Below are 23,385 nucleotides of genomic sequence, written 5' to 3'. Positions count from 1 at the left end.
TTGTCTTGTGAAAAAGAAGGCTCAAGACTGGCTGAGAAACTCTTTTTATAGCATTCGTGATAATTTTCGGTACTCTCGAGGGGATATCCCTTCATGTTTACGGAATGTGCGACTGAAATAATGGATGTCAGGGTAACCGCTTTGTATGCCTACAAGCTCGATGGAACAGTCTGTTTCCCTCAACAATTTGCGGGCTTCTCTTAGGCGTATGGATTGAATGTATTCGTTTGGAGGCATGCCAACCATTTGTTTGAACAGCTTTGCCGTGTGGTCTATGCTAAGATTCATTTGTTTGGCTATCCCTGTATTGGTCCAGGGCTCTGAAGGAGCATCCTCGATCTGTTTCATAAGTTCACGCAGCTTATCCCCATGAACGGAAACATGGCGAGATGAATTTAGATAAGGTGAGCGCAGCAGATGGGTGAGCAACTGCAGCATCAAGGCTTTGCATATGAGCTCATAACCTGGCGGGCGCATCGTAAATTCATGGACCAGCTGTTCCATGAGTTGAACTGCAGCAGAGGATGGGGAATAGACGGGGGTCGCGGATAACGGAGTCATCCCTTCTGCGCAAGCTTCTGTAGCGAATTTATGCAGCTGAATAGTCTCTTCGTTTACAACCATATCAGCCTCGGTTTGAATGGTTAACTCGTTGAAAAAGTCAAAGTGAATACCAATGAAACGCGCCTCTGGACGAGATACGACTTCATTCTGATGATATACCCCGGAGGGCAGCATAATGAGTTCTCCGACTTTTAGAGTGTAGCGTTTATCGTCCATGTAGGTCGCTGCTTCACCCTGACAGACGTAGAGAAGTTCGAAATCATACAGTCGCCGTCTGGGGAGTCTGCCTGGAGGTAGAGTTTGGAATTGTGCATAGTGGACATTGGGAGACCATTCCTTGTAATTTGCAATTCTTTGTACTGGATATTTCCTTTGCGAAGATGACACCGACTTCACTCCTTTCTATGTAATTCAATGCCAGAATCAGATGATTAAAACTGAACGGAATTGTACAAATAATCACTTGATCCTCTAAATCAATTAAAGAAAAATTTATATATAATACAGATATTATTACATCTTCATTCCATAGTAACAACATCACGGATTAAGTCAAATTAATGGACAGACTAAGTCCAATTAAGGAGATGAAACGGAATGGATTTTCATCCTGCGGAACGAAGCAGTACCTACCTCTGTAATGAACTCAAATTTACGACGCAGGGAAAGTTGCCTACTCCATCGGATTGGGAAAATTGTGTGCCGCTAAATTTGGTCGATACAGTGTCGGGACTGCCACCCCTGCAATCAACTGAAGTACGTTTGGGCTGGAGTAAAGACTACCTTCATATCCGTTTTACATGTCAGGACCCCTACTTCGTATCCAATTTCACCGAAAGAGATCAACCTCTGTACGAAGAAGACGTCGTTGAAATCTTTATCGACGAAAAAGGGGATGGACGAAGTTATATGGAGATAGAGATCAGTCCGAACAACGTGATTTTCGATGCTCTTATCCAAAATGATGACGGACAGGGATCGAAGCTGAAGGTAGATGTAACCTGGCACTTGGAGGGACTTCAAACCGAGGTGGAAGCCGACAACCATGGTAACCGAGTGTACTGTATCCATATCCCATCCGACAATTTCAACTCACCTTTGACTTCAGGATTATGCTGGAGAGTTAATATGTATCGCATTGATGAGAATGAACAGGGAAAGCGGGAATATCAGGCTTGGCAACCAACCGGAGCCATTAACTTTCATGTGCCGTCCAAGTTTGGTCTATTGCGATTCGCTTAGCATTGCTATTCATAACGACGAGGAGGCAATTAAGATGAAAAAAGGAATAAACATATGGTCGTTTCCAGGGAACTCATCCATCGCAGACTGTATTTGGACAGCCAAGAAGGCGGGATTCGAGGGGATTGAACTATCGCTTAATGGAGAAGGGGAGCTAAGCCTGTCTGCCACAGACCAGGAAATTCGGGACATTCAAGGACGTCTTGAAGAGGCCGGTATAGAGATTGCGGGTCTGGCTACCGGACTATACTGGGATTTTCCCATGACGAGTGCGAATACGGAGACTCGCACCAAAGCACTGGATGTTTGTAAAAAACAGTTGGAACTTGCCTCGGCATTTGGCGTGGATACGATCTTGGTTATTCCCGGTGCGGTAGGAGTTGATTTTATCCCTGACAGTGAAGTGACTGATTACGAGGTGGCCTATGAGCGAGCTCAGGAAGCTATCGCATACCTGCTGCCATATGCTGAAAGTGCTGAAGTATCGATTGGAATTGAAAATGTGTGGAACAAGTTTCTGGTCTCGCCGCTTGAACTTCGTACGTTCATCGATTCCTTCCAATCCAAGTATGTTGGCTCCTATTTCGACGTAGGCAACGCGGTGCAGAGCGGCTATCCGGAACAATGGGTTCGTATTCTGGGGCACCGGATCAAAAAGGTTCATTTTAAGGATTATCGCCGACAAGCGGGTGGACTGCATGGCTTTGTGGATCTACTCGCTGGAGATGTGAATTATCCCGCAGTTATGGAAGCATTGCGTATGATTGGTTACGACAACTACGTTACAGCAGAGATGATTCCTCCATACACCCATCATTCAGAGCAGATCGTATACAACACGTCCAGAGCAATGGATGCTATCCTGGAGAGATTCATTGATTAAATTCATATAACAACGAATTTAGTGAAATATAATTTTTGCATTAGGAGGGAAACACATGTTGAAAGTGGGCTTGGTTGGTTTTGGTTTTATGGGGCGCATGCATTTTGATAACTATATACGTCTTGCCTCGGAAGGGGAAGCTATCGAACTGGTTGCCATCTGTGATATGAAAATAAACGAACTAAAGCATGGAAAAGCATCCGGAAATATGGCAACAGAGCAAGAAATTTATGACCTTACACCTTATCGGCTATACGACGACATCGCCGAAATGGTGGCGCAAGAAGAACTGGATATCATCGATATTACATTGCCTACACCGCTGCACGCAGAACTCACATGTGCGATGTTGGAAAAAGGCATCCATGTGCTTTGTGAGAAGCCAGTGGCGCGCCATTCATCAGATGCATGGAAGATGGCCCATGTCGCCAAACAGACGGGAAAAACACTGATGATCGGTCAATGTTTACGCTTTTGGCCAGCCTATGAATATCTCAAGTCAGTGGTTGAAGAGGATCGGTATGGAGCGGTGAAGGCAGGTTATTTCTTCCGTGGTTCAGGTTCGCCTCAAGAATGGTTCCTGGATGGTAATAAAAGCGGTGGTTGTATATTAGATATGCATATCCATGATACGGATATCATCCATTGGTTATTCGGAAAACCCGACCAAGTGTCTACACTCGCACGTAATGTGATTTCTGAAAGTGGTTATGACATTGTATCAACCCATTATCTGTATCCTGACGGAAAGGTGCTGAATGCACAAGCAGATTGGACGCTGGAGGGAGATTTCGGTTTCTCAATGACATTCCGCGTTAGTTTTGAGAAGGCAAACCTTGTATTTGAAAATGGAGAACTAAAAGTGAATCCAAATGATGCACCAGGCTTTGTTGCCGATCTTTCTCCAGACTCCGGGTATTATCAGCAAATCCGGTACTTTATCCGCTCGGTTGCAGCAGGGGCACCCGTTACGGTATGCACACCGGAGAGTGCAATAGGAAGTCTTGAAATTATTGAAGCAGAGATACGCTCAGCGGATGAACGAGGTGCGCTTATAACGATCGGGGAAAAGGCCGGCAGCCTGACAGCGCGAGATAAATCACATGAATTTAGGAATTAGCGAAAACGAAACTATCCATCTATAGATGGATACCAGAGACCGGATATCAATCCATGGGTGGACGAACGACCTCCTTACAAAAGGTATGATTATAACAAATCTTAGATACCTTCAGGGAGGAACCATGACAACTGACTTATGGATATCAACAATCGCTATTTTTGCTGTGCTAGTGTATAGCTCCTTTGGCCGTAAACGATTCAACATGATTCGTATATTGTTACCCTTTGTATTCCTTTCTTACTTTGGCTTTACCTACTTAAAGGATATACCAACCGACGGAAACAATTTATGGCTGTTAGCAGCCTCAATCCTGATTGGTGCCGTATTTGGCACAATTCTGATATCTTTGAGTCGTGTCGATTTCGACATAAATACCCAGAAAATCTAAGTTTTCAGCGTTTTGGCAAGTATAGGGATTTTGTCTCTGGTATTTATTTTACGCATTATTCTTATTGAGCTAATTACTAATAACGGGGAAAAAGCGTACCGCTTTGCAATGGAACACCATTTCAACTTGAATATAATCGGGCCATTATTTATATTTATGACAGCAGCAATGATTACAATCCGTGTTATTGGTACATTAATCCAAGTTAATCGAAGCAAAGCAACTTCCTCACAAAAAGCATAAAGCAGATATAAGCAAAAGGACGGCCAACCGTCCTTTTTTTGTGATGTTTTTTTGGAGCAGAAGTAAAATAATAGTATCAATGGAGGAGAAAATTGTTTTTGTTTCATTAAGCCAACCGTTAGTTTAGAGGAAAAAGTGCTATCCGCGACAGAATGCTATTGACTAAACATCTACTACGTGTTACTTTGTAGTGGTACTAAGTATTACTGCATACCAGTCATACAGAATAGTAAAGGGTGATTTTGCTGGAAAACCTAACGGAAATGCTTAAAGGGGTGCTTGAGGGCTGTGTACTTGAAATTATTAGCCGCAAAGAAACCTACGGTTATGAAATTACACGGCGGCTGAACGCACTCGGCTTTACAGATGTTGTGGAGGGAACGGTGTACACTATCCTGATCCGGCTTGAAAAAAACAAGCTGGTGGAAACCACCAAGAAACCTTCCGAAATGGGACCGCCGCGAAAGTTTTTCGCGATCAATGAAGCAGGGCATGAGGAACTGCGGAAGTTTTGGGCAAAATGGGAATTCGTATCTTCTAAAATGAACGAGTTAAAGGAGAAAAAACAATGAATTTTTGGGATAAAATTACCGGAAACGACATGAAAAACGAATTCAAAGCTTTTGAAGAGCGAGTCCAAAAATTGCCGGCGGATTATCAAGCGTCATGGAAAGAAATTAATGGCCATCTTTGGCCACACTCCAATTTTTCCGGACGCAACCTGATGCCAATTTTGGACGGTGTGCTTGGTCTGTTGGAAGAAAGCGCAGCGGAGGGGCAGCGTATCCAGGAGGTTTTAGGTGACGATATCAAAGGCTTCTGTTCTGCACTGGCTGGCGAGAAAGGGGCAAAATCTTATCGGGACAAGTGGCGCGAGCAGCTCAATAATAATGTTGTTAAAAAATTAGGCAAATAGGAGGAGAGTACTTTGAAAATCCGAAATATTATTGAAGGAAAAAAAGAGTGGCGAGCGCATATGGCGCGTGTCAAAGGACTCCCGCAAGATTATCAGATTGTTTATAAAGAGATTCAAAAATATCTCTTTAAAGTCGGCCCTGTTGAGTTAACGAACGGGACGGGTTTGCTCTCGGGAATTGTCGATCTTTTTGAAGAGGGCGCGGTCTTGGGGAAAAGCGTGCTCGAAGTTACTGGCAGTGATGTAGCGGCTTTTTGTGATGATCTAATTAAAGATTCCAAAACTTATGCGGACATTTATCAAGAATCTGTTGACCAAGAAGTTAGAAAGGCCATGAAAAAGGTTACGGATAAAACAAAGTAATTAACAGATATTTATCCTTATAAAATAAATGTTAATCACCCAGTATGCAGGATTGATCCGCATACTGGGTGATTCATTCTAGAAACAGCTAAACGAGCTGATTTGCTGCAGATCAATGCCGCTATACATCCAGAAGAAGCCATTCCAGCGGAAGCCAGCCACTGAATTTCTGCCGACAAATACCGGGTACATCCAGAAGCCGGGACCACGATTCGGCCAAATATATGTGTAGCGAAACAGACAGCCGGATATGGCTCTTGGATCTACCGCAAATACTGAAGCGGGCTGCTGTGGAATGAATGAAGGGGGCGGCCCAGTAGGTGCTTGCACGCCTTGAGGCCCGCCGCCTCCACCCCCGGGGAACGGTGGCGGACCAGGCATTCCACCGGGCCCCCCGGGACTACTAGGTCCGCCAAACCCTCCGCCTGGTCCAAAAGGAGGTAAAAATGTCATATAACATCACTCCTGTTCATTAGTCTAGTTTATTGTATGTAGGCAATTGAGCAGGGGAGTGGGTGTAAGCCCATTTGGGATAGATAAAACAAACTGACCTTATTCCAATTTTAGCAGGATTTAAGGTCGGTTTGTTCGTTTTAGTGAAGAGACATTATCTGACTGTCAATAATGCTCTTGATATTTTTAATTGTTGCAAAGTGCATTGCTTCATGGTAAATCAGAAAACCGAGTAATTGTTCTACATTTGTAAAGTTAAGTCCTGTAGAAGACTTGTAATGAGGATTGATTTCTTCTTTCAATTTGCTTGAAAGTACTGATTCAACCCTTTCAATTTGTTCATTTAACAAGTCGATGATTTGAGACAACGTTGGAGACACTGTAGTCCAGTCAGACGGTTTAGTTCCTGGATCAAACAGCTTATTAAAATTAGCAGGATATTTGGTTTCTTCCCCAGTAAGTTGGAAAGCGAACTTCTCATGTATAACATACATGTGGCCTAGATTCCATTTTATATTGTTTTTCAAACCTGTTGGAATTATTTCCGAGGCAGGGTCATTTATATTCCTCACATAATCAACTGCCTGACGGCGAACAAATCCCAATTGATCTGCGACAAAATTGCTCATGATATTGACCTCCCATAAAGCCACTAATGAAATCGTCAAGAAAAAATCACTTGTTTTTCGGGTAAAGAAATTCCCCATTTTTACTAAAAAACAATTTTGTGTCAGTGACCAGAGTTGCTTTGAGAAACATAAGCTGAGACTCGTTGTGACAGATTTGCCAACGTACGTTCAAAAAAGGATTCATCATTAAGTGCTCTACTCAGTGTTAACCCCCCTTGAATACTGGCGATTGTTTCCTCTGAAATTTTGTCAGCAGTCTCTTTAGAGATACCTGTTTGAACTAGTGCCGCGCTTAAGGCTTCAATCCATCTTATAAAATATTGCCGGATTACAGCAGCGAATCGATCTCTTGTTTCGTCCAAAGCGAATGCACCAATAAGGCATATACGCCGACCAGATTGAAAATAAGTATCGACCTCTTGCCACATATGATCAATGGCTGCCAGGGGTTCATTCTTTTCAAGCGGTTCAAAAATGTTTTTGATAAACCATTGATCAATATGTGCAAGAATTTCTGCAGCCATCTCATCTTTTCCACCAGGAAAGAAATAATACAAGCTTCCTTTAGATAGACGGGTACGGGCTGTAATTTTACTCAACGAAGCGCCCTCATAACCTAATTCACGAAATACTTCAGCAACGAGAGGGATGACATCAGACTTTTCAAAAACAGTACGAGTCATAAGTTTAACTCACTTAGACTTGGATGTTCAGCGGGGCGCGTGCCGAGAGGCCAATGAAATTTCCGTTCCTCTTCCTTAATCGGCATGTCATTAATCGAAGCAAATCTACGCTGCATCAAGCCGTCGTCAGCGAATTCCCAATTCTCGTTTCCATACGATCTGAACCAATTACCACTATCATCATGCCATTCATATGCGAATCTAACTGCAATACGGTTATCTGTAAATGACCAAAGTTCCTTGATCAGGCGGTAGTCGAGCTCTTTGGCCCATTTTCTAGTTAGTAAAGAGACAATTTCTTGGCGGCCTGTTATAAATTCGCTCCGATTTCTCCAATAACAATCCTCAGTATACACAAGTGAGACGCGGTGAGGGTCCCGGCTATTCCAACTGTCTTCTGCCATACGAGTTTTTTGGATTGCTGTCTCACGAGTGAATGGGGGAGTTAAATTATTCATTAGTTTTTCCTCGCTTTCTTTTTGTTAAAAAATCATAAGTCGAATCAAATTTAACCCTGCAAAAATTCGATCAATGCTGCATTAAATTGATCAGAATGGGTCGCATTAAATCCGTGTGGTCCACCTTCGACAACAACCAGACGGCTGCCAGGGATGGATTCATGAGTACGTTGTCCACTCACCTTCAAAGGCACGATGGCATCTGAATCTCCATGGATAACCAGTGTGGGAATGTTGAACTTCTCCAGATCCTGACGAAAATCCGTAAGGGCAAAGGCAGCAATACAATCCAATGTGCCTTTGGGTGAAGCCAGAGCTGCAATATCACGGTTATAGATACGGAATGGTTCGCTCACAAGGTCTTTACGGTCTCCAGCAGCGAAAAAGTTGCTTGTAAAACCATCCAGAAATGCTAGCCGATCCGCTTTTACCCCGTTTTGAAATTCTGCAATCGTTGCATCTTCCAATCCTCCTTGAGGATTGTCTTCAGTGATATAGAGATAGGGAGGAACCGCTCCCGCGAATACGGCTCTAGAAACGCGTTCTGTTCCATAGGTTCCGACATAACGTGCAACTTCGCCGCCACCCATGGAGAATCCGACTAATGTGGCATCATGCAGATCAAGGTGCAAAATCAACTTATGCAAATCAGAAGCAAAGGAGTCATAGTCATAACCATCCCAAGGTTGAGAAGACTGACCGAATCCACGACGGTCATATGTGATAACTCGGTAGCCCGCTTCAATTAAAGCAGGAACTTGCTTTTCCCAGGATCGTCCACTCAAAGGCCAGCCATGAATCAGAATAATTGGTTTTCCAGCACCATGATCTTCATAATACAGTTCAATTGGTTGGTCATTCTCAGCGCCTACGTTTACTTTAGCCATGGAAATACCTCCATCAGTTGTTGTATTTTGTTTATACAAAAGCTATTTGGCTCAGAAATATGAGTGGGAACTTGTTCATGAATCGCCTCACTTTCCAAACCGTTTGTTTCAGTATAAACCGATCGGTTTATAAATGCAAGTCATATATTAGTCTAGTACTTGGTTAATCTCTCAACATATCGGATAGCTCTAACTGACAAACGTGAAGTTCTAGTGGCTGACTATTCAGTTGAACTATGTATTTAGTGATTGCTCCCGGGAATGGGGGAAGCAATCGCTATGTATATTAGCGGATATTTTTGTTTTTTTGTCCGCCACATGTGTACAATAAATAAAAAAGATGCTACATTAAAATCAGCAATAACCCTTTTACAACAAGGCTTTCCCGGGATAATTACACGTCTACTGTACGAGGACAAACGTATATCGAGGAGGGAATGAAATGTCGAGCCAAGCACTGGACCAATTTTTAAATTCGAATATTGAAGATCTAAAAACTAAAGGTCTATATAACGTCATTGATACGCTGCAGGGTGCAAATGGTCCTGTTATTCGTATCAACGGAAAGTCCCTGATCAATTTGTCTTCTAATAACTATTTGGGACTGGCAACAGATCACCGCCTGATTGATGCTTCAGTTAAGGCGGCGCAGACATACGGGGCAGGCGTAGGGGCTGTGAGGACAATTAATGGTACGATGGATCTTCATGTTGAGCTTGAAGAAAAACTTGCCCGTTTCAAAAAAACGGAAGCCGTTATCGTGTATCAATCGGGATTTAACTGCAATATGGCTGCTATATCCGCGGTAATGGACCAGCATGATGCTATTTTATCAGATGAGCTGAACCATGCTTCCATTATTGATGGCTGCCGCCTGTCGAGGGCCAAGGTGATTCGCTTTAAACATTCGGATATGAATGATTTAAGACAGCAGGCGAAAGAGGCCAAGGAATCCGGTCAGTACCATAAAATTATGGTCATCACCGATGGGGTTTTCTCCATGGATGGTGATATAGCAAAACTCCCCGAAATCGTGAAAATAGCTGAAGAATTCGATCTGATTACTTATGTGGATGATGCCCACGGTTCGGGCGTTCTCGGAGCAGGTGCGGGAACCGTGAAGCATTTTGGATTGTCCGACCGTATTGACTTTCAAATTGGTACTCTTTCCAAGGCGATCGGTGTTGTCGGCGGTTATGTGGCGGGTAAAAAACAGCTGATCGAATGGTTGAAACTAAGAAGCCGTCCGTTTCTGTTCTCGACATCGCTACCTCCAGCTGCAATTGCTTCTTGTAGCGCTTCTGTCGACATTTTGATGAATGACAAAGAGCTGATTGAGAAGCTGTGGGAGAACGGCAATCATTTGAAAAATGGCTTGAGCCGGCTTGGATATGATGTAGGCCAAAGTGAAACCCCGATAACCCCTTGTATTATTGGCGATGAAGTAACCACCCAACAGTTCAGTAAACGTCTCTATGAAGAAGGCGTTTATGCCAAGGCAATCCTGTTTCCGACGGTCCCGAAAGGAACCGGAAGAATACGCAACATGCCGACAGCTGCCCATACCAAGGAGATGCTGGGTCAGGTGATCTCCGTTTATGAGAAAGTTGGCATGGAAATGAAGCTAATTTAGCTGCATTCGCGGGAGTCTATTTCGGGAGGAATGTCTTATGAACAAGATTTTGGTGACCGGAGCACTGGGCCAAATCGGTTCTGAGTTAGTTGTTAAATTACGTGAAATTTATGGTGCGGATCACGTCGTTGCTACGGATCTCAGGTCATCATCTCACGAAATTACCCGATCAGGGCCATTCGAGCTGCTGGACGTGACGAATGCTAAAGCGATGTTCGAAATCGCCAAGCGATACGAAGTGGATACCGTCATTCATTTGGCTGCGCTGCTATCGGCTACCGCAGAGGAGAAACCGCTGCTTGCCTGGAACTTGAATATGGGCGGATTGATGAATGCACTTGAAATTTCCAGGGAGCTCGGCTGCCAATTTTTCACTCCAAGCTCCATTGGAGCTTTTGGCCCTTCGACTCCAAAAGACAATACCCCGCAGGATACGATCCAGAGGCCCAATACGATGTACGGCGTGAACAAGGTGTCCGGCGAACTGCTTTGTGACTATTATTTTCACAAATACGGCGTGGATACTAGAGGGCTGCGATTCCCGGGTTTAATATCTTATATGACGCCACCCGGTGGAGGAACGACGGATTACGCGGTGGAAATTTATCACGCAGCCGTGACGGCTGGCCGGTATACATCTTATATGGCCAAAGACTCAAAAATGGACATGATGTATATGCCGGATGCCCTAGACGCTATCATTGATTTAATGGAAGCGGATTCATCACGGTTGATACACCGAAACTCATTTAATGTCACCGCAATGAGTGTAGATCCAGAGGCAATTGCTGCAGCGATTCGGGAAGAGATTCCCGGTTTTATCCTCGATTATGATGTTGATCCGAAGAGACAGGCGATTGCCGATAGCTGGCCGCATTCCATTGACGCGACGGCAGCAAAAACTGAATGGGGATTTCATACTCGCTACGACTTGAAGGCCATGACGAAGGATATGCTGTCACAGCTAAGCGCGAGACAAATGCTTCGCAAAGCTTAAAGTTGTGTTGAAATCACTGTGCAAAGCGATCAGAAATACAAAAGAAGCTGCATCAAGAGGTTGGTGGTAACCGACCTTTTGTTGCAGCTTCTTTATTCATCCTCCAGCCCAGACATTTCCGTAGACTGTGGCTTATCAGATAATCGATTCTACCATGTAAGTAATGTGAAATACAGAAGGCTAACGGATGTAGTTTATACTTAACATTAACGCAGGAGCGGATACAATCGATTTTTGTGTAGATAATTTGAGTGGGGTACAGGTGATTGGATTAATTGCAGAACATTTGCAAGGAATGGCGAGGATTCTCCACCAGAAAGCGTTCATGCCCTTAATCTGGATGGGTTGAAGCAGCCATAAGCCGTGGATACAAAAGGAATTCAAACATGCGAATATTGACGTTAGGAAATTAGACTTATCTAATCTGAGTTCTATTCGAGCTTTTGCAAATGTAATGGTGGAAAACTATAATCGTTTGGATAAACTGATTAATAATGCAGGAATTATGTTTGGCCCTTATTCCAAAAAGGTTGACGGGTTTGAGAACCAGTTCGGAACCAATCATTTAGGCCACTTTGCGTTAACTGGCTTACTCATGCCGTTGTTGAAAAAGACAGAAGCATCAAGGGTTGTCGTACTATCTAGTTTAGCTCATACGATGGGAAATCTCGATCTTGAAGATTTGAACTGGGAAGGGAGAAAATATGATAATCAAAAAGCTTATGGTGACAGTAAATTAGCATGTCTTTACTTTACGTATGAGCTTGCAAGAAGGCTAAATAAAGAAGGTGATCACCCCAGAATCACGGCTGCACATCCGGGCTGGGCAGCTACGGACTTACAGAGAAATTCGACTCTCATGAGCGGAATGAATAAGTTTTTTGCGCAACGTGTGGAAATGGGGGTTTTACCTACACTTCGAGCTGCTTTTGATGAAAACGCCAAAGCCGTAGAGTTTTATGGACCATCAAAATTGATGAATATGAGAGGATATCCGTTGCGCACTCATCGAACAAACTATCCTATGATGAAACCATTGCCAGAGAATTATGGAAACGTTCAGAGGAAATGACGGGAGTAAAATTCTAACTTGGTAAAAACAAAAGGGTGATACGATGAACGAAATAATCAGGATTGATTCAATCTCTTCCTTACATGAGTTTTTTGGGTTATGACAAACCCAAACATCCCTTGATAACATGTATAGAACTCAATAAATTTAATCCGAGGAAGGTACAGCAGAACAAACAGTTTATGAATCGATTTTACACCATCTCATTAAAGAACGGTGAGAATTGTGAAATCAAGTATGGCCGCCGCTACTACGATTTTAGTGAAGGAAGCATGATCTTCATGGCGCCGGAACAGCTATTAACGGTTGACTACGATCCGGGGGATAGCGGTTCGGAAGGTACTGCTTAACTATGCAAAGCGATTCTATGGAAGATAATTTATTACCCGGAAAACGACTCATCATGATGTAGTGGACAGATTCGAGCAATTATTGAAAGAAAGCTTTACCTTGCATCAATTGGGAGATAACGGTATACCCAGTGTGAAAGAACTCGCGAATGAAATGGGATACTCCACGCAAGAACATATTTATTATCAGATCCTCCATCAAGCCAAAAACCTGCTGTCCGGAACTGTATAACCCCATTTGCTGAATTATCAATTAAATGTATAATGATTATTCGAGGTGATAACGATGGCAAGATCCAAAGAATTTGAAATAAATGAAGTATTAGATAAAGCAATGCACCTTTTTTGGACCCAAGGATACGAGAAAACTTCCATGCAAGACTTAGTAAATTATATGGGCATTCATCGAAGAAGCATTTATGATACGTTTGGGGACAAGCATGCCTTGTATGTGAAGGCTCTAGAGCGATATGAAGCGAAACAGACCAGCAAAATAAATTTCCTGACTCAAAATCAAAAATCGATTAAACTGGTGCTACGCGAGATGTTTGAATCTACGATCAGAAAAGAAGGCGAACCCATAGGTTGTTTCATGGTAAATTCAGGTGTGGAACTGGGTGCTTTAGATCCTGAAATTTCTTCTTTAGTAAATGCGAGTTACATTCGAACAGAGGAATTTTTGACAACACTTATAGAAGCAGGACAACAAACAGGTGAAATTAAGAGAGACTTGAGCCCGGTAGCTACTGCTCACTTTCTAATGAACACTTGGCTAGGACTGCGCACACTCGTTAAAACGACGTCAGATCATCAGAAATTAACGAGTATTATAGACATGTCACTTTCAATTCTAGATTGATTTACTATTAAATATATAATAATGGGTGGGCTAATTCTTTCGCAGGTCATATTCACCCCACTATGAATCAATATTGAATGCCCGCCTGCTCAAGTCCAAAGAAAATCTAAGTTTACGAAAGAAATATAATTCTTTACCGATCGTTCTCAAAATGTTATACTCCGATTAAGAAGTTATTTTTTTGACTTCATTAGAATGATCGTTCTAATAAAGGATGATTATCTACACTAATTCTGTACGATAAGAGGGAGAGATATTTCATGAAATACACCGTAATAACAGGAGCAAGTTCAGGCATTGGATATGAAACCGCATTAGCATTTGCAGCACGGGGGAAAAATTTGATTTTAGTAGCCAGAAGATTGGAAAAGCTGGAAGAGCTCAAAGCTAAAATCCAAGGCATGGATGCTAAAGTACATGTTATTGTGCAACAAAGTGACCTGTCCGTATCCTCTGAAGCTCATACGCTGTATAACAATTTGAAACCATATGAAATTGAAACATGGATCAATAATGCTGGGCTTGGAGAAAGCTCCGTCATAGCTGAACAGAATTTGGACAAAGTAGAAACCATGCTACGTGTTAATATCGAATCTTTGACCATCCTATCCACATTGTATGTTCGAGATTATGCAGATGCTGAAGGCACTCAATTGATTAACGTCTCTTCCGCACTCGGATATGCCATTGCAGTGGGCAGCGTAGCTTATTCTGCATCGAAATACTATGTTAGTGCCTTTACAGAAGGTCTTGCGAAAGAACTGGAACTGAAGGGTGCAAAACTTAAAGCGAAGATTTTGGCGCCAGCCATTACAGAAACAGAATTTGTACAAAAATCAATAGATGCTGAAGGATTTGATTACAAAGCAAATATGAGTAAGTATCACACGGCTAAAGAAATGGCTGGATTCATGGTGGATCTCTATGAACATGAAGACGTAGTCGTAGGAATTGTAGATCAGAACTATGAGTTCCACTTAAGAGGCGCAATATATCCGGTTATCACAGAATTAAATTAATTCTCATACTCATTGCAGCCGCTATTTTAGCGGCTTTTTTTACTTTTATCGGTTAAGAAAACGGCTAGTTATTCTGGATAAATTTAATTGAGCGATTAGAAAAATGAAATAATAATTGCTTGTCGATCGTGTATGCGATATATTGCATATAAGAAATAATTGTAATGAGGATGAAAAACCATGCCAATTCCTAAAGATTTTTCCTTACCCGTCCGTATGTCCGCAAAAGAAAGAGCGTTTTCTCAGATTCAGCGATGGATTATCGATGGAACACTGCAACCAGGTGAAAAGCTTATTGATGCGGAGATGGCTGAATCGCTTGGGGTCAGCCGGACACCGATTCGAGAGGCACTTCAGTTACTCGAAGTTCAAGGTCTCGTATCTATGCATCCAGGAAAAGAAACAAAAGTAACGAGTATTGAGAAAAATGATATTTTCAAGATGTATTCAACCATGGCTGCTCTTCAGGCCTTGGCTGCTGAAATCACCGCCAAAATGATTATTCCAGAACAGATCGAGAAACTAAAATCTATTAATTTGGAATTTGCAAGTTCCATTAAGAATGGTCAAGTGTATCAGGCCATGGAGGTGGATGAGCTTTTTCATAATTATATTGTCGAACTCTCAGATAATCCTTATGTGGCTACATTTAATACCTCTCTCCAGATTCACATTAGGCGATTTAAATATGTGTTTTTAAAACAACCTATTACGGCTACGCTAGCTTCAGTCGAAGAGCATGATTTGATTATTAAAGCTTTTGAAGGCAAAAATAGTGAGGATGCTCACGCACTAATGAAACAAAATTTTATCAGGCCGATGCAGGAACTGAACGAAATACTTTGAAGTGAGGGATAAAAGGACATGGGAAATAAAAAAGATCTTCGTATTCGAAGCAAGGTAATCAGTGAAGGTGCTAACCGGGTACCCAACAGAGCGATGCTGCGTGCAGTTGGTTTTCAGGATGAGGATTTTAAAAAGCCAATGATCGGGATAGCGAGTACGTGGAGTGAAGTAACACCGTGTAATATGCACATTAATGATTTAGCGGTACAAGCTAAGCAAGGCGCACGCGATAACGGCGGTGCTCCACTGATTTTTAATACGATTACCGTTTCGGATGGAATCTCGATGGGGCACGGCGGGATGTTGTTCTCACTGCCAAGTCGGGAAGCTATTGCTGATTCGATTGAAATTGTGACCGGAGCCGAGCGTTTTGACGGCGTTGTTGCGATCGGTGGTTGTGACAAGAATACGCCTGCATGTCTGATGGCTATTGGACGCATGAACATTCCTTCCGTTTATGTCTATGGAGGAACCATTCAGCCAGGTAATCTTGATGGTAAAAAAGTGGATATCGTTTCCGCTTTTGAAGCCGTTGGTCAATATCAAGATGGAAAAATAACAGATGAACAGCTGCATAAGGTCGAATGTAGTGTTTGCCCGGGTCCAGGGGCTTGCGGGGGCATGTATACCGCTAATACGATGGCCGCTGCTGCAGAAGCAATGGGGATGTGTTTGCCTGGTTCTTCTTCGACATCAGCGATCTCAGCGGATAAAGCATTGGAATGCGAAGCAGCAGGTAAGCAGGTCATCTCACTGCTTGAACAGGAAATCTATCCAAGAGACATTATGACGAAGAAAGCATTTGAGAATGCTATCACCGTTGTTATGGCTCTGGGGGGATCAACCAACGCATTTCTCCATCTGCTAGCTATTGCGCACTCCGTAGAAGTCGATTTAACCTTGGATGATTTTGAGCGCATTCGCTTGCGTGTTCCGCATCTGGCCGATCTGAAGCCAAGTGGCCAATATGTGATGCAGGATTTGAATGATATTGGCGGTGTTTCAGGGGTAATGAAGCTATTGCTTGCTGAAGGATTACTTCATGGGGATTGCCTCACGGTAACTGGTAAAACATTGGCGGAAAATTTAGCAGAAGCTGCTCCACTTCAGAATGATCAAGAGATTATACGACCACTCGATAATCCGCTTAAACCAGATGGACCTCTGGTTGTGCTTCGAGGAAACCTCGCTCCCGAAGGCGCTGTTGCCAAAATGTCAGGCATGAAGATACAACAGTTTTCCGGACCGACAAAGGTGTACGATAGCGAAGATGAAGCGACAGAAGCGATCATGAACGATGAAATTCAGGAAGGGGACGTATTGGTCATACGCTATTGTGGTCCGAAGGGTGGACCAGGTATGCCTGAGATGCTTTCCGTTACAGCACTCATTGTAGGAAAGGGTCTCGGCGGGAAAGTTGCTCTCATAACAGATGGTCGATTCTCTGGCGGTTCGCATGGATTTGTAGTCGGCCATGTATCACCTGAAGCACAAGTAGGCGGGCCGATCTCTTTGCTCCAAAATGGAGATATTATTACCATTAACAGTGACATTCAGGAAATTAAGGTTGAGGTTTCAGAAGAAGAGTTAGCCGCTCGAGCACAAGCGTGGGTACAACCCCCACTGAAAGTAAAATCCGGTGTACTCGGCAAATATGCCAAATTAGTTTCGTCTGCTTCAAAAGGTGCAGTAACCGATTTGATGGAATAGACAAGATTGAATTTTTAAAACCCGCTAATCAGAAAAGATTAGCGGTTTTTTTTGTTGACGAGAATGGAAATAGGCAGGTTTCCGTTGACGATTGTAGCGTGATGTTGTCATGTCAGAGATTTTAGTTGATAATCATTATCATCCATGTTATATTGTTCACAAGTAAACAAAATATAATCAATTATATTCAAACACTATATTATTAAAAAAGAAATTTTTGTTTACATGTAAATAAGGAGCGATCAATGGATGACGACTTCAAAAGATCAAACAAAACAGTTGCTTTATGATCAATTTATCCGTTTTTTACATGTATATGAGAACCACAAGGATACAGAAATCGAGCATTTTCTAAGTGTTGCCCAGCGAGAAAGCATCGAGAAAATTCCTCAGCATTTGACCGCGGTTCATATGATTGATTGCATAGGCAAACATGAGCCTATTAATAACACGGGTATTGCCGAGGCGATGAATTTGTCCAAAGCAAGCATCACCAAAATTGGCAACAAACTGCTGGAGGAAGGATTCGTCAAACGCACAAAAATGAATGACAACAAGAAGGAGAGTTACTTCCGGTTGTCACCGCAAGGCAAAAAGATCTTTGAACTGCATGAACGTCTGCATGTACAAGAGACTGAACGCTTCTATCGTACTCTCGACAAATATTCAGAGACAGAGCTAAAAGTAATCCATCAATTTCTTCAAGACAGCAGTATAAATATTGAATCCAGATCGAACGAAGGAGAGTGAAGCTTTTGAGTGTGGCGGAATTGATCAGGGCGCGCAGGAGTATTCGTAAATATAACTCTACGCCGGTGGACCAGGAGTTAGTTGTTGAATTACTGCGCAAGGCTAATCGGCTCCAACCATTTGCTGAGGCTGGCTCGTGGCGTGTGGTATATGCAGGAACTCCAGAAGCACGCAAACGGTTGGTGGACTACATGCTGGAACAGATGTCACAGAGCAGGCTCGGCAAACTGATTCCCGGGAAACTTCTGGATATTTTCAAAAAGAGATTTACGGATATTCCTGCGCATCTCATTGTTATGTCGAATCTAGGACCGGATCGTCTGACCAATGACCGCAATTATGCGGCTGCGTGCGGAATGATGCAGAGCTTCCAATTGATAGGCTGGGAACATGGGTTAGGAATGCTATGGGATACAGAGGCCATGATGCTGCATGAAGGGTTTTTCAAAGGAATTGGTATGCGTGAGGATGAAAGATTTGTTGGTGTTCTTCATATAGGATATTACGATAAAGCGCCAAGAAGTCGGAAAAGAACGCCAGCCGAGCAGAAATGGACCGTCTTGCGAGGGCAGTCTATATAGGAGAGGAGGATGTAAAAATGAAACTCTCAGATCTGGACGGATACATAGACGGTCCGGGTGAGTTTTTGGATCGAGCGGTATCGCAGGGCCTAGTCCTTGAATTGCTTAATCATGCCGTATGGGCGCCAAATGATGAACTGCGAGAGCCGTGGCGATTTATATTTGCTGATAGCCAGTATGGGGACATCATGCAGGGATTGCAGGAGCAGGCTCCCGCGTATCTTCTGGTCTTGGTGAAGCAAGAGGCGGATCAACATAAGAGGGAAGAGGACTTTGCAGCTGTCTGCTGCCTAATTCAAAATTTCCGTTTGCTGGCTCATGAGCAGAGTCTAGGTGTACGCTGTACCTTGCATGACTGGATGTACGACCCGAGCCGTACTGAAATGTTTGGTGTACTGAGTAACGAGCGCATTGCTGCGGTTCTTGAATTGGGATACAGTGCAAGTCAGCCGAAAGAGAATACTGAGCTACCGGAGACTGAGCTTCATTTTGAACTTCTCTAGGGCGAAGTCGCTAATTTGATCAGGATATAGCTGATGAGGTAGAACTACGGATGACAGAGAGGAGTAGATGAAATGAAAGATAAAGCAACATTGTTTAACGAAGTATCGGAGGTTCTATATAAACTTCGCCCTTTTTTACAACGTGATGGTGGCGACGCAGAATTAATAGATGTTGAGGACGGCATTGCTAAGCTTAAATTTCTAGGTGCTTGTAATGGTTGTCCAAGTTCAACCATCACCTTAAAAGCTGGTATAGAACGTGCAATAATGGAAGAAATTGATGAGATTCATGAGGTTGTACAAGTTTTCTAGGGCGTGTCTGAAAAATATGTACTTCAGCAGGTTTCAAGACACGTCCTAAATTCTGAAGTATTGACTACTTCTAAGGATACGATTAATAGACAACAAATATGTTGGAAGGGAATGAGTTGCACATGACAACATCACTAAAGATAAATGATTTTAGGGCAACAATTGAAGGCAAAGAAATTCTGAAAGGAATCAACCTGCAAATGAAGGGTGGAGAAATCCACGCAATCATGGGGCCAAATGGAACAGGTAAATCTACATTGGCTTCCGCATTGATGGGACATCCCAAATATGAAGTAACCGGCGGAACGGTAACATTAGACGGTGAAGACCTGTTGGAGATGGCAGTGGATGAGCGTGCACGTGCTGGTCTGTTCTTGGCTATGCAGTATCCAAGTGAAATCGCGGGCGTAACCAACTCCGACTTCCTGCGTAGCGCGATCAACGCACGCCGCGGCGAAGGCAACGAGATCTCCCTGATCAAGTTCATTCGTCAAATGGAAGGCAAAATGAAAGAGCTCGACATGAATCCTGAATTTGCACATCGTTACCTGAACGAAGGTTTCTCCGGCGGTGAGAAAAAACGTAACGAGATTCTGCAAATGATGTTGCTTGATCCAAAAATCGTTGTACTGGACGAAATTGACTCTGGTCTCGATATTGATGCTTTGAAAATCGTTGCTAACGGCGTTAACGCAATGAAGAGCGAAGATCGCGGCTTCTTGATCATCACACACTACCAACGTTTGCTGAACTACATCACACCTGACTACGTTCATGTTATGATGCAAGGCCGCATCGTGAAATCCGGTGGTCCTGAACTGGCCCAGCGTCTCGAAGCAGAAGGTTACGATTGGGTTAAAGAAGAACTGGGAATTACAGACGAAACTGTAGGTCAAGAAGCGTAAAGACAAAACGGAGGAGGATAATAAATGACTACACAAACAATTCTTCCGGTTGAATCTGAAGCGCTTCGCGCCTTGTCGGAAAGCAATAATGAACCCGGCTGGTTGACTGTGCAGCGGCTCGAGGCCTTGAAGCTTGCGAGCGAGCTGGCGCTTCCCAAACTGGAAAAGCAAAAAATCGAACGCTGGAATGTCAGCGAATATGGAACATATAAGACTAGCAAAGCCTTGGCTTCCCTGGATGATGCTCCTGAGAGCATCAAAAAACTGGTACAAGATCAAAACGAAGGCGGTTTGGTCATTCAACGCAATTCCGGCAACGTATACGCAAAACTATCGGAAGAGCTTGCTGCCAAAGGGGTTATTTTCACAGACCTCGCTACTGCGGCTCGTGAACACGAAAACTTGGTTAAACCGTACCTGAATACGGCTGTCAAAGCCGATGAGCATTCGATTGCTGCTCTTCATGCAGCGCTTTGGAATGGAGGAGTATTCCTTTATGTTCCTGAAAACGTGGAAATCGAAGTGCCGCTGCAAGCCGTTCTATTGACAGATGATGCGTCTGCCACATTTGCGCCACACGTGCTTGTTATTGCTGACACAAACAGCTCGGTTACTTACGTGGATAACTATGTTTCGAGCGAACTTTCTGCACCTGTATTCCATAGTGGCGTGGTTGAAGTCATTGCGAAAGCTGGGGCAAAAGTGCGTTACGCGACAGTCCACCAAATGGATACTCTAGTGACGGACGTATCGTTCCGCCGCGCTGTTCTGGAGAACGATGCAACAATCGAATGGATCGTTGGCGAAATGAATGATGGGGATACAGCGAGCAACACGATGAGCGTGCTCAAAGGTAACGGTTCCAAATCCGATTCCAAAGTAATCGCGATCGGTTCCGGTTCGCAAAAAAATAATTATACCACTGAAGCACGTCACTTCGGTAAAAATACACCATCTCAAATGATCACTCGCGCAGTTATGCGTGAAGAAGCATCGGCGATTATTAACGGGATTACGAAGATCGAAAAAGGCGCAACCAAAGCAGACGGACAACAAACAGAGAAAGTGTTGATGTTGAGCCCGAAAGCACGGGGGGACGCTAACCCGATCCTTCTGATTGATGAGGATGACGTAACGGCAGGTCATGCAGCTTCGGTAGGGCAAGTCAATCCAGAGCAGGTTCATTACTTGATGTCCCGCGGAATTAACCGTACAGATGCGGAACGTCTGATTATCATCGGTTTCCTGGCTCCGGTGGTGTCGGATATTCCTTTGGAGGCATTGCGCACCCAATTACAATACTTGATCGAACGGAAGCTGGGTCAATGAACGGATCCATTCACAAGGGGACTTAGGAGGTAGAACAAGATGGCTAAAAAAGCACCAGAAATGGAAGAGTACAAATATGGTTTTCGCGACGAGCACAAGTCCATCTTTCAAACCGGGAAAGGTCTGACAGCAGAAGTCGTAACCGAAATTTCCCGGATCAAGAATGAACCGGAATGGATGCTGGAGTTCCGTTTGAAATCTCTGAAACAATTCGAAAAGATGGCAATGCCTAATTGGGGCGGCAATCTTGATGAGCTGGATTTTAACGATATTCAATACTATGTTCGTCCTTCGGAGAAGCAAGGGAAAACATGGGAAGAGGTACCTTCCGAAATCAAGGAAACATTCGACAAGCTGGGTATTCCTGAAGCAGAGCAAAAATTCCTGGCAGGGGTATCCGCTCAGTATGAATCCGAAGTTGTATATCACAATATGCAAAAGGAACTGGAAGACCAAGGCGTCATTTTCATGGATACCGATACGGCGCTTAGAGAGCACCCGGAAATTCTGCGTGAATACTTTGCAACCATCATTCCACCAGCAGACAATAAATTTGCTGCTTTGAACAGTGCAGTATGGTCCGGTGGCAGCTTCATCTACGTTCCAAAAGGCGTAAAATGTGAAGTGCCTCTGCAAGCATACTTCCGGATTAACTCTGAAAACATGGGTCAATTCGAGCGTACACTGATCATTGCAGATGAAGACAGCTTTGTTCACTATGTAGAGGGCTGTACAGCTCCGATCTACAGCACGAACTCCCTGCATAGTGCAGTGGTTGAGATCATCTGTAAGAAAAATGCCCGCGTTCGTTACACAACGATCCAAAACTGGGCACCAAACATCTACAACCTTGTAACCAAACGTGCGGTTGCAGAAGAGAATGCAACGATGGAATGGGTCGATGGCAACATCGGTTCCAAACTGACGATGAAATATCCGGCGGTTGTACTGAAAGGCCGTGGAGCGAAGGGTTCCGTTCTGTCCATCGCTGTTGCAGGTAAAAACCAGCATCAGGATGCAGGCGCGAAAATGATTCACCTTGCTCCAGATACAACATCGACAATCGTATCCAAATCGATCAGTAAGCATGGTGGTAAAGTAACGTACCGTGGCTTGGCTTCCTTCGGACGCCAGGCAGAGGGCGCGAAATCCAACATCAAATGTGACACACTGATTCTCGACAATGAGTCCACCTCCGATACGATTCCATATAACGAAATCATGAACGATAACATTGTACTAGAGCACGAAGCAACGGTATCTAAAGTATCCGAGGATCAACTCTTTTATTTGATGAGCCGTGGATTGACCGAGGCCGAAGCAACTCAAATGATTATCATGGGCTTCATTGAGCCGTTCACAAAAGAATTACCGATGGAATACGCAGTAGAGATGAACAGATTGATCAAATTCGAGATGGAAGGCAGTATCGGTTAAAAAAGCCATCACAAACGAATCAAGTCAAAATTAAAAGGCATGAGCCCGGTATATTACGCAGCTTACGCCCAACAAGTTGCACTGTCGAGAGACAAGAACATGTTCCCATTAAAGTCGCTATTTCAGCGGCTTTTTTTATTGTTTCGGTACAAGTTCTTTTTCCGATTGCTGAATTTACAATTACTATATCCTGCTTACAGTATTCGAATAATCCAAACGCGAGCAATTTGTGTATTTTTCCAGTAATCCG

The 23,385-nt window shown here is 43.5% G+C and carries 28 protein-coding genes; 22 read left to right on the top strand and 6 right to left on the bottom strand.

The window, feature by feature from the left end:
- Positions 1 to 45: 45 nt before the first annotated feature.
- Entirely contained in the window at positions 46 to 951 is a 906-nt protein-coding gene (locus IEW26_RS07880) for a helix-turn-helix domain-containing protein (protein WP_111270901.1), read from the bottom strand.
- 210 nt (positions 952 to 1,161) lie between these two features.
- On the opposite strand from IEW26_RS07880, the gene IEW26_RS07875 reads away from it, so the two are divergent.
- The 7 genes from IEW26_RS07875 (at position 1,162) to IEW26_RS07850 (ending at position 5,722) form a co-directional block, all read left to right on the top strand.
- The gene (locus IEW26_RS07875) at positions 1,162 to 1,806 is read left to right on the top strand and encodes a carbohydrate-binding family 9-like protein (protein ID WP_145402120.1); all 645 of its coding nucleotides are present in this window, start codon (positions 1,162 to 1,164) and stop codon (positions 1,804 to 1,806) included.
- A gap of 34 nt (positions 1,807 to 1,840) precedes the next feature.
- Entirely contained in the window at positions 1,841 to 2,689 is an 849-nt protein-coding gene (locus tag IEW26_RS07870; RefSeq protein ID WP_188591972.1) for a sugar phosphate isomerase/epimerase family protein, read from the top strand.
- 55 nt (positions 2,690 to 2,744) lie between these two features.
- Entirely contained in the window at positions 2,745 to 3,809 is a 1,065-nt protein-coding gene (locus IEW26_RS07865) for a Gfo/Idh/MocA family protein (protein WP_188591971.1), read from the top strand.
- 124 nt (positions 3,810 to 3,933) lie between these two features.
- Positions 3,934 to 4,200: a hypothetical protein gene (locus IEW26_RS30310; RefSeq protein ID WP_229729732.1), complete on the top strand. Its 267-nt coding sequence runs from the start codon at positions 3,934 to 3,936 to the stop codon at positions 4,198 to 4,200.
- Between the two features lie 506 nt (positions 4,201 to 4,706).
- Positions 4,707 to 5,015, top strand: a complete 309-nt coding sequence (locus IEW26_RS07860) for a PadR family transcriptional regulator (RefSeq protein WP_308423455.1) — start codon at positions 4,707 to 4,709, stop codon at positions 5,013 to 5,015.
- A complete protein-coding gene (locus IEW26_RS07855) occupies positions 5,012 to 5,359 on the top strand; it encodes a DUF1048 domain-containing protein (protein ID WP_188591970.1) in 348 nt (115 codons plus the stop codon). The genes IEW26_RS07860 and IEW26_RS07855 overlap by 4 nt, the downstream gene beginning before the upstream one ends.
- A gap of 12 nt (positions 5,360 to 5,371) precedes the next feature.
- Positions 5,372 to 5,722: a DUF1048 domain-containing protein gene (locus tag IEW26_RS07850; RefSeq protein ID WP_188591969.1), complete on the top strand. Its 351-nt coding sequence runs from the start codon at positions 5,372 to 5,374 to the stop codon at positions 5,720 to 5,722.
- Between the two features lie 78 nt (positions 5,723 to 5,800).
- Here IEW26_RS07850 and IEW26_RS07845 read toward each other — a convergent pair whose 3' ends face one another.
- From IEW26_RS07845 to IEW26_RS07825, 5 genes are all read right to left on the bottom strand, one after another.
- Entirely contained in the window at positions 5,801 to 6,175 is a 375-nt protein-coding gene (locus IEW26_RS07845; RefSeq protein ID WP_188591968.1) for a collagen-like protein, read from the bottom strand.
- A 140-nt stretch (positions 6,176 to 6,315) separates the two neighbouring features.
- On the bottom strand, positions 6,316 to 6,804 hold the full coding sequence (locus IEW26_RS07840; RefSeq protein ID WP_188591967.1) for a DinB family protein: 489 nt from the start codon (positions 6,802 to 6,804) through the stop codon (positions 6,316 to 6,318).
- A 101-nt stretch (positions 6,805 to 6,905) separates the two neighbouring features.
- A complete protein-coding gene (locus tag IEW26_RS07835) occupies positions 6,906 to 7,487 on the bottom strand; it encodes a TetR/AcrR family transcriptional regulator (RefSeq protein WP_188591966.1) in 582 nt (193 codons plus the stop codon).
- Positions 7,484 to 7,945: a nuclear transport factor 2 family protein gene (locus IEW26_RS07830; protein ID WP_188591965.1), complete on the bottom strand. Its 462-nt coding sequence runs from the start codon at positions 7,943 to 7,945 to the stop codon at positions 7,484 to 7,486. The genes IEW26_RS07835 and IEW26_RS07830 overlap by 4 nt, the downstream gene beginning before the upstream one ends.
- A gap of 50 nt (positions 7,946 to 7,995) precedes the next feature.
- On the bottom strand, positions 7,996 to 8,832 hold the full coding sequence (locus IEW26_RS07825) for an alpha/beta fold hydrolase (RefSeq protein ID WP_188591964.1): 837 nt from the start codon (positions 8,830 to 8,832) through the stop codon (positions 7,996 to 7,998).
- Positions 8,833 to 9,274: 442 nt separating this feature from the next.
- Here IEW26_RS07825 and IEW26_RS07820 point away from each other — a divergent pair, with 442 nt between their 5' ends.
- The 15 genes from IEW26_RS07820 (at position 9,275) to sufB (ending at position 23,135) form a co-directional block, all read left to right on the top strand.
- Positions 9,275 to 10,465 carry a glycine C-acetyltransferase gene (locus tag IEW26_RS07820; protein ID WP_188591963.1) on the top strand — a complete coding sequence of 397 codons (1,191 nt, stop codon included), beginning with the start codon at positions 9,275 to 9,277 and terminating at the stop codon, positions 10,463 to 10,465.
- A 37-nt stretch (positions 10,466 to 10,502) separates the two neighbouring features.
- Positions 10,503 to 11,462, top strand: coding sequence for an L-threonine 3-dehydrogenase (locus tag IEW26_RS07815; RefSeq protein ID WP_188591962.1), 960 nt, complete (start codon positions 10,503 to 10,505; stop codon positions 11,460 to 11,462).
- A gap of 367 nt (positions 11,463 to 11,829) precedes the next feature.
- Entirely contained in the window at positions 11,830 to 12,534 is a 705-nt protein-coding gene (locus IEW26_RS07810) for an SDR family NAD(P)-dependent oxidoreductase (RefSeq protein WP_188592385.1), read from the top strand.
- 182 nt (positions 12,535 to 12,716) lie between these two features.
- Positions 12,717 to 12,884 (top strand): hypothetical protein, encoded by a 168-nt coding sequence (locus tag IEW26_RS07805; protein ID WP_188591961.1) that lies wholly within the window; start codon positions 12,717 to 12,719, stop codon positions 12,882 to 12,884.
- A gap of 286 nt (positions 12,885 to 13,170) precedes the next feature.
- Positions 13,171 to 13,743, top strand: coding sequence for a TetR/AcrR family transcriptional regulator (locus IEW26_RS07800; protein ID WP_188591960.1), 573 nt, complete (start codon positions 13,171 to 13,173; stop codon positions 13,741 to 13,743).
- 260 nt (positions 13,744 to 14,003) lie between these two features.
- The gene (locus IEW26_RS07795; protein WP_188591959.1) at positions 14,004 to 14,762 is read left to right on the top strand and encodes an SDR family NAD(P)-dependent oxidoreductase; all 759 of its coding nucleotides are present in this window, start codon (positions 14,004 to 14,006) and stop codon (positions 14,760 to 14,762) included.
- Positions 14,763 to 14,942: 180 nt separating this feature from the next.
- Positions 14,943 to 15,608 (top strand): GntR family transcriptional regulator, encoded by a 666-nt coding sequence (locus IEW26_RS07790; RefSeq protein WP_188591958.1) that lies wholly within the window; start codon positions 14,943 to 14,945, stop codon positions 15,606 to 15,608.
- A gap of 18 nt (positions 15,609 to 15,626) precedes the next feature.
- Complete coding sequence (gene ilvD, locus IEW26_RS07785; RefSeq protein WP_188591957.1) at positions 15,627 to 17,318, top strand: dihydroxy-acid dehydratase; 1,692 nt, start codon at positions 15,627 to 15,629, stop codon at positions 17,316 to 17,318.
- A 249-nt stretch (positions 17,319 to 17,567) separates the two neighbouring features.
- Positions 17,568 to 18,068, top strand: a complete 501-nt coding sequence (locus IEW26_RS07780; protein WP_188591956.1) for a MarR family transcriptional regulator — start codon at positions 17,568 to 17,570, stop codon at positions 18,066 to 18,068.
- Positions 18,069 to 18,079: 11 nt separating this feature from the next.
- Positions 18,080 to 18,649 (top strand): nitroreductase family protein, encoded by a 570-nt coding sequence (locus IEW26_RS07775; RefSeq protein ID WP_229729788.1) that lies wholly within the window; start codon positions 18,080 to 18,082, stop codon positions 18,647 to 18,649.
- Positions 18,650 to 18,666: 17 nt separating this feature from the next.
- A complete protein-coding gene (locus IEW26_RS07770) occupies positions 18,667 to 19,152 on the top strand; it encodes a nitroreductase family protein (RefSeq protein ID WP_188591954.1) in 486 nt (161 codons plus the stop codon).
- A 72-nt stretch (positions 19,153 to 19,224) separates the two neighbouring features.
- Positions 19,225 to 19,464, top strand: coding sequence for a NifU family protein (locus IEW26_RS07765; RefSeq protein ID WP_188591953.1), 240 nt, complete (start codon positions 19,225 to 19,227; stop codon positions 19,462 to 19,464).
- 122 nt (positions 19,465 to 19,586) lie between these two features.
- Positions 19,587 to 20,369, top strand: a complete 783-nt coding sequence (gene sufC / locus IEW26_RS07760; RefSeq protein ID WP_188591952.1) for a Fe-S cluster assembly ATPase SufC — start codon at positions 19,587 to 19,589, stop codon at positions 20,367 to 20,369.
- A gap of 24 nt (positions 20,370 to 20,393) precedes the next feature.
- Positions 20,394 to 21,698, top strand: coding sequence for a Fe-S cluster assembly protein SufD (sufD, locus tag IEW26_RS07755; RefSeq protein ID WP_188591951.1), 1,305 nt, complete (start codon positions 20,394 to 20,396; stop codon positions 21,696 to 21,698).
- A 39-nt stretch (positions 21,699 to 21,737) separates the two neighbouring features.
- Complete coding sequence (gene sufB / locus IEW26_RS07750; protein ID WP_188591950.1) at positions 21,738 to 23,135, top strand: Fe-S cluster assembly protein SufB; 1,398 nt, start codon at positions 21,738 to 21,740, stop codon at positions 23,133 to 23,135.
- The last annotated feature ends 250 nt before the right edge of the window (positions 23,136 to 23,385 follow it).

This window comes from Paenibacillus silvae, from assembly GCF_014639235.1.
GTDB lineage: Bacteria > Bacillota > Bacilli > Paenibacillales > Paenibacillaceae > Paenibacillus > Paenibacillus silvae.
This window is presented reverse-complemented; position numbering and strand designations above follow the sequence as displayed.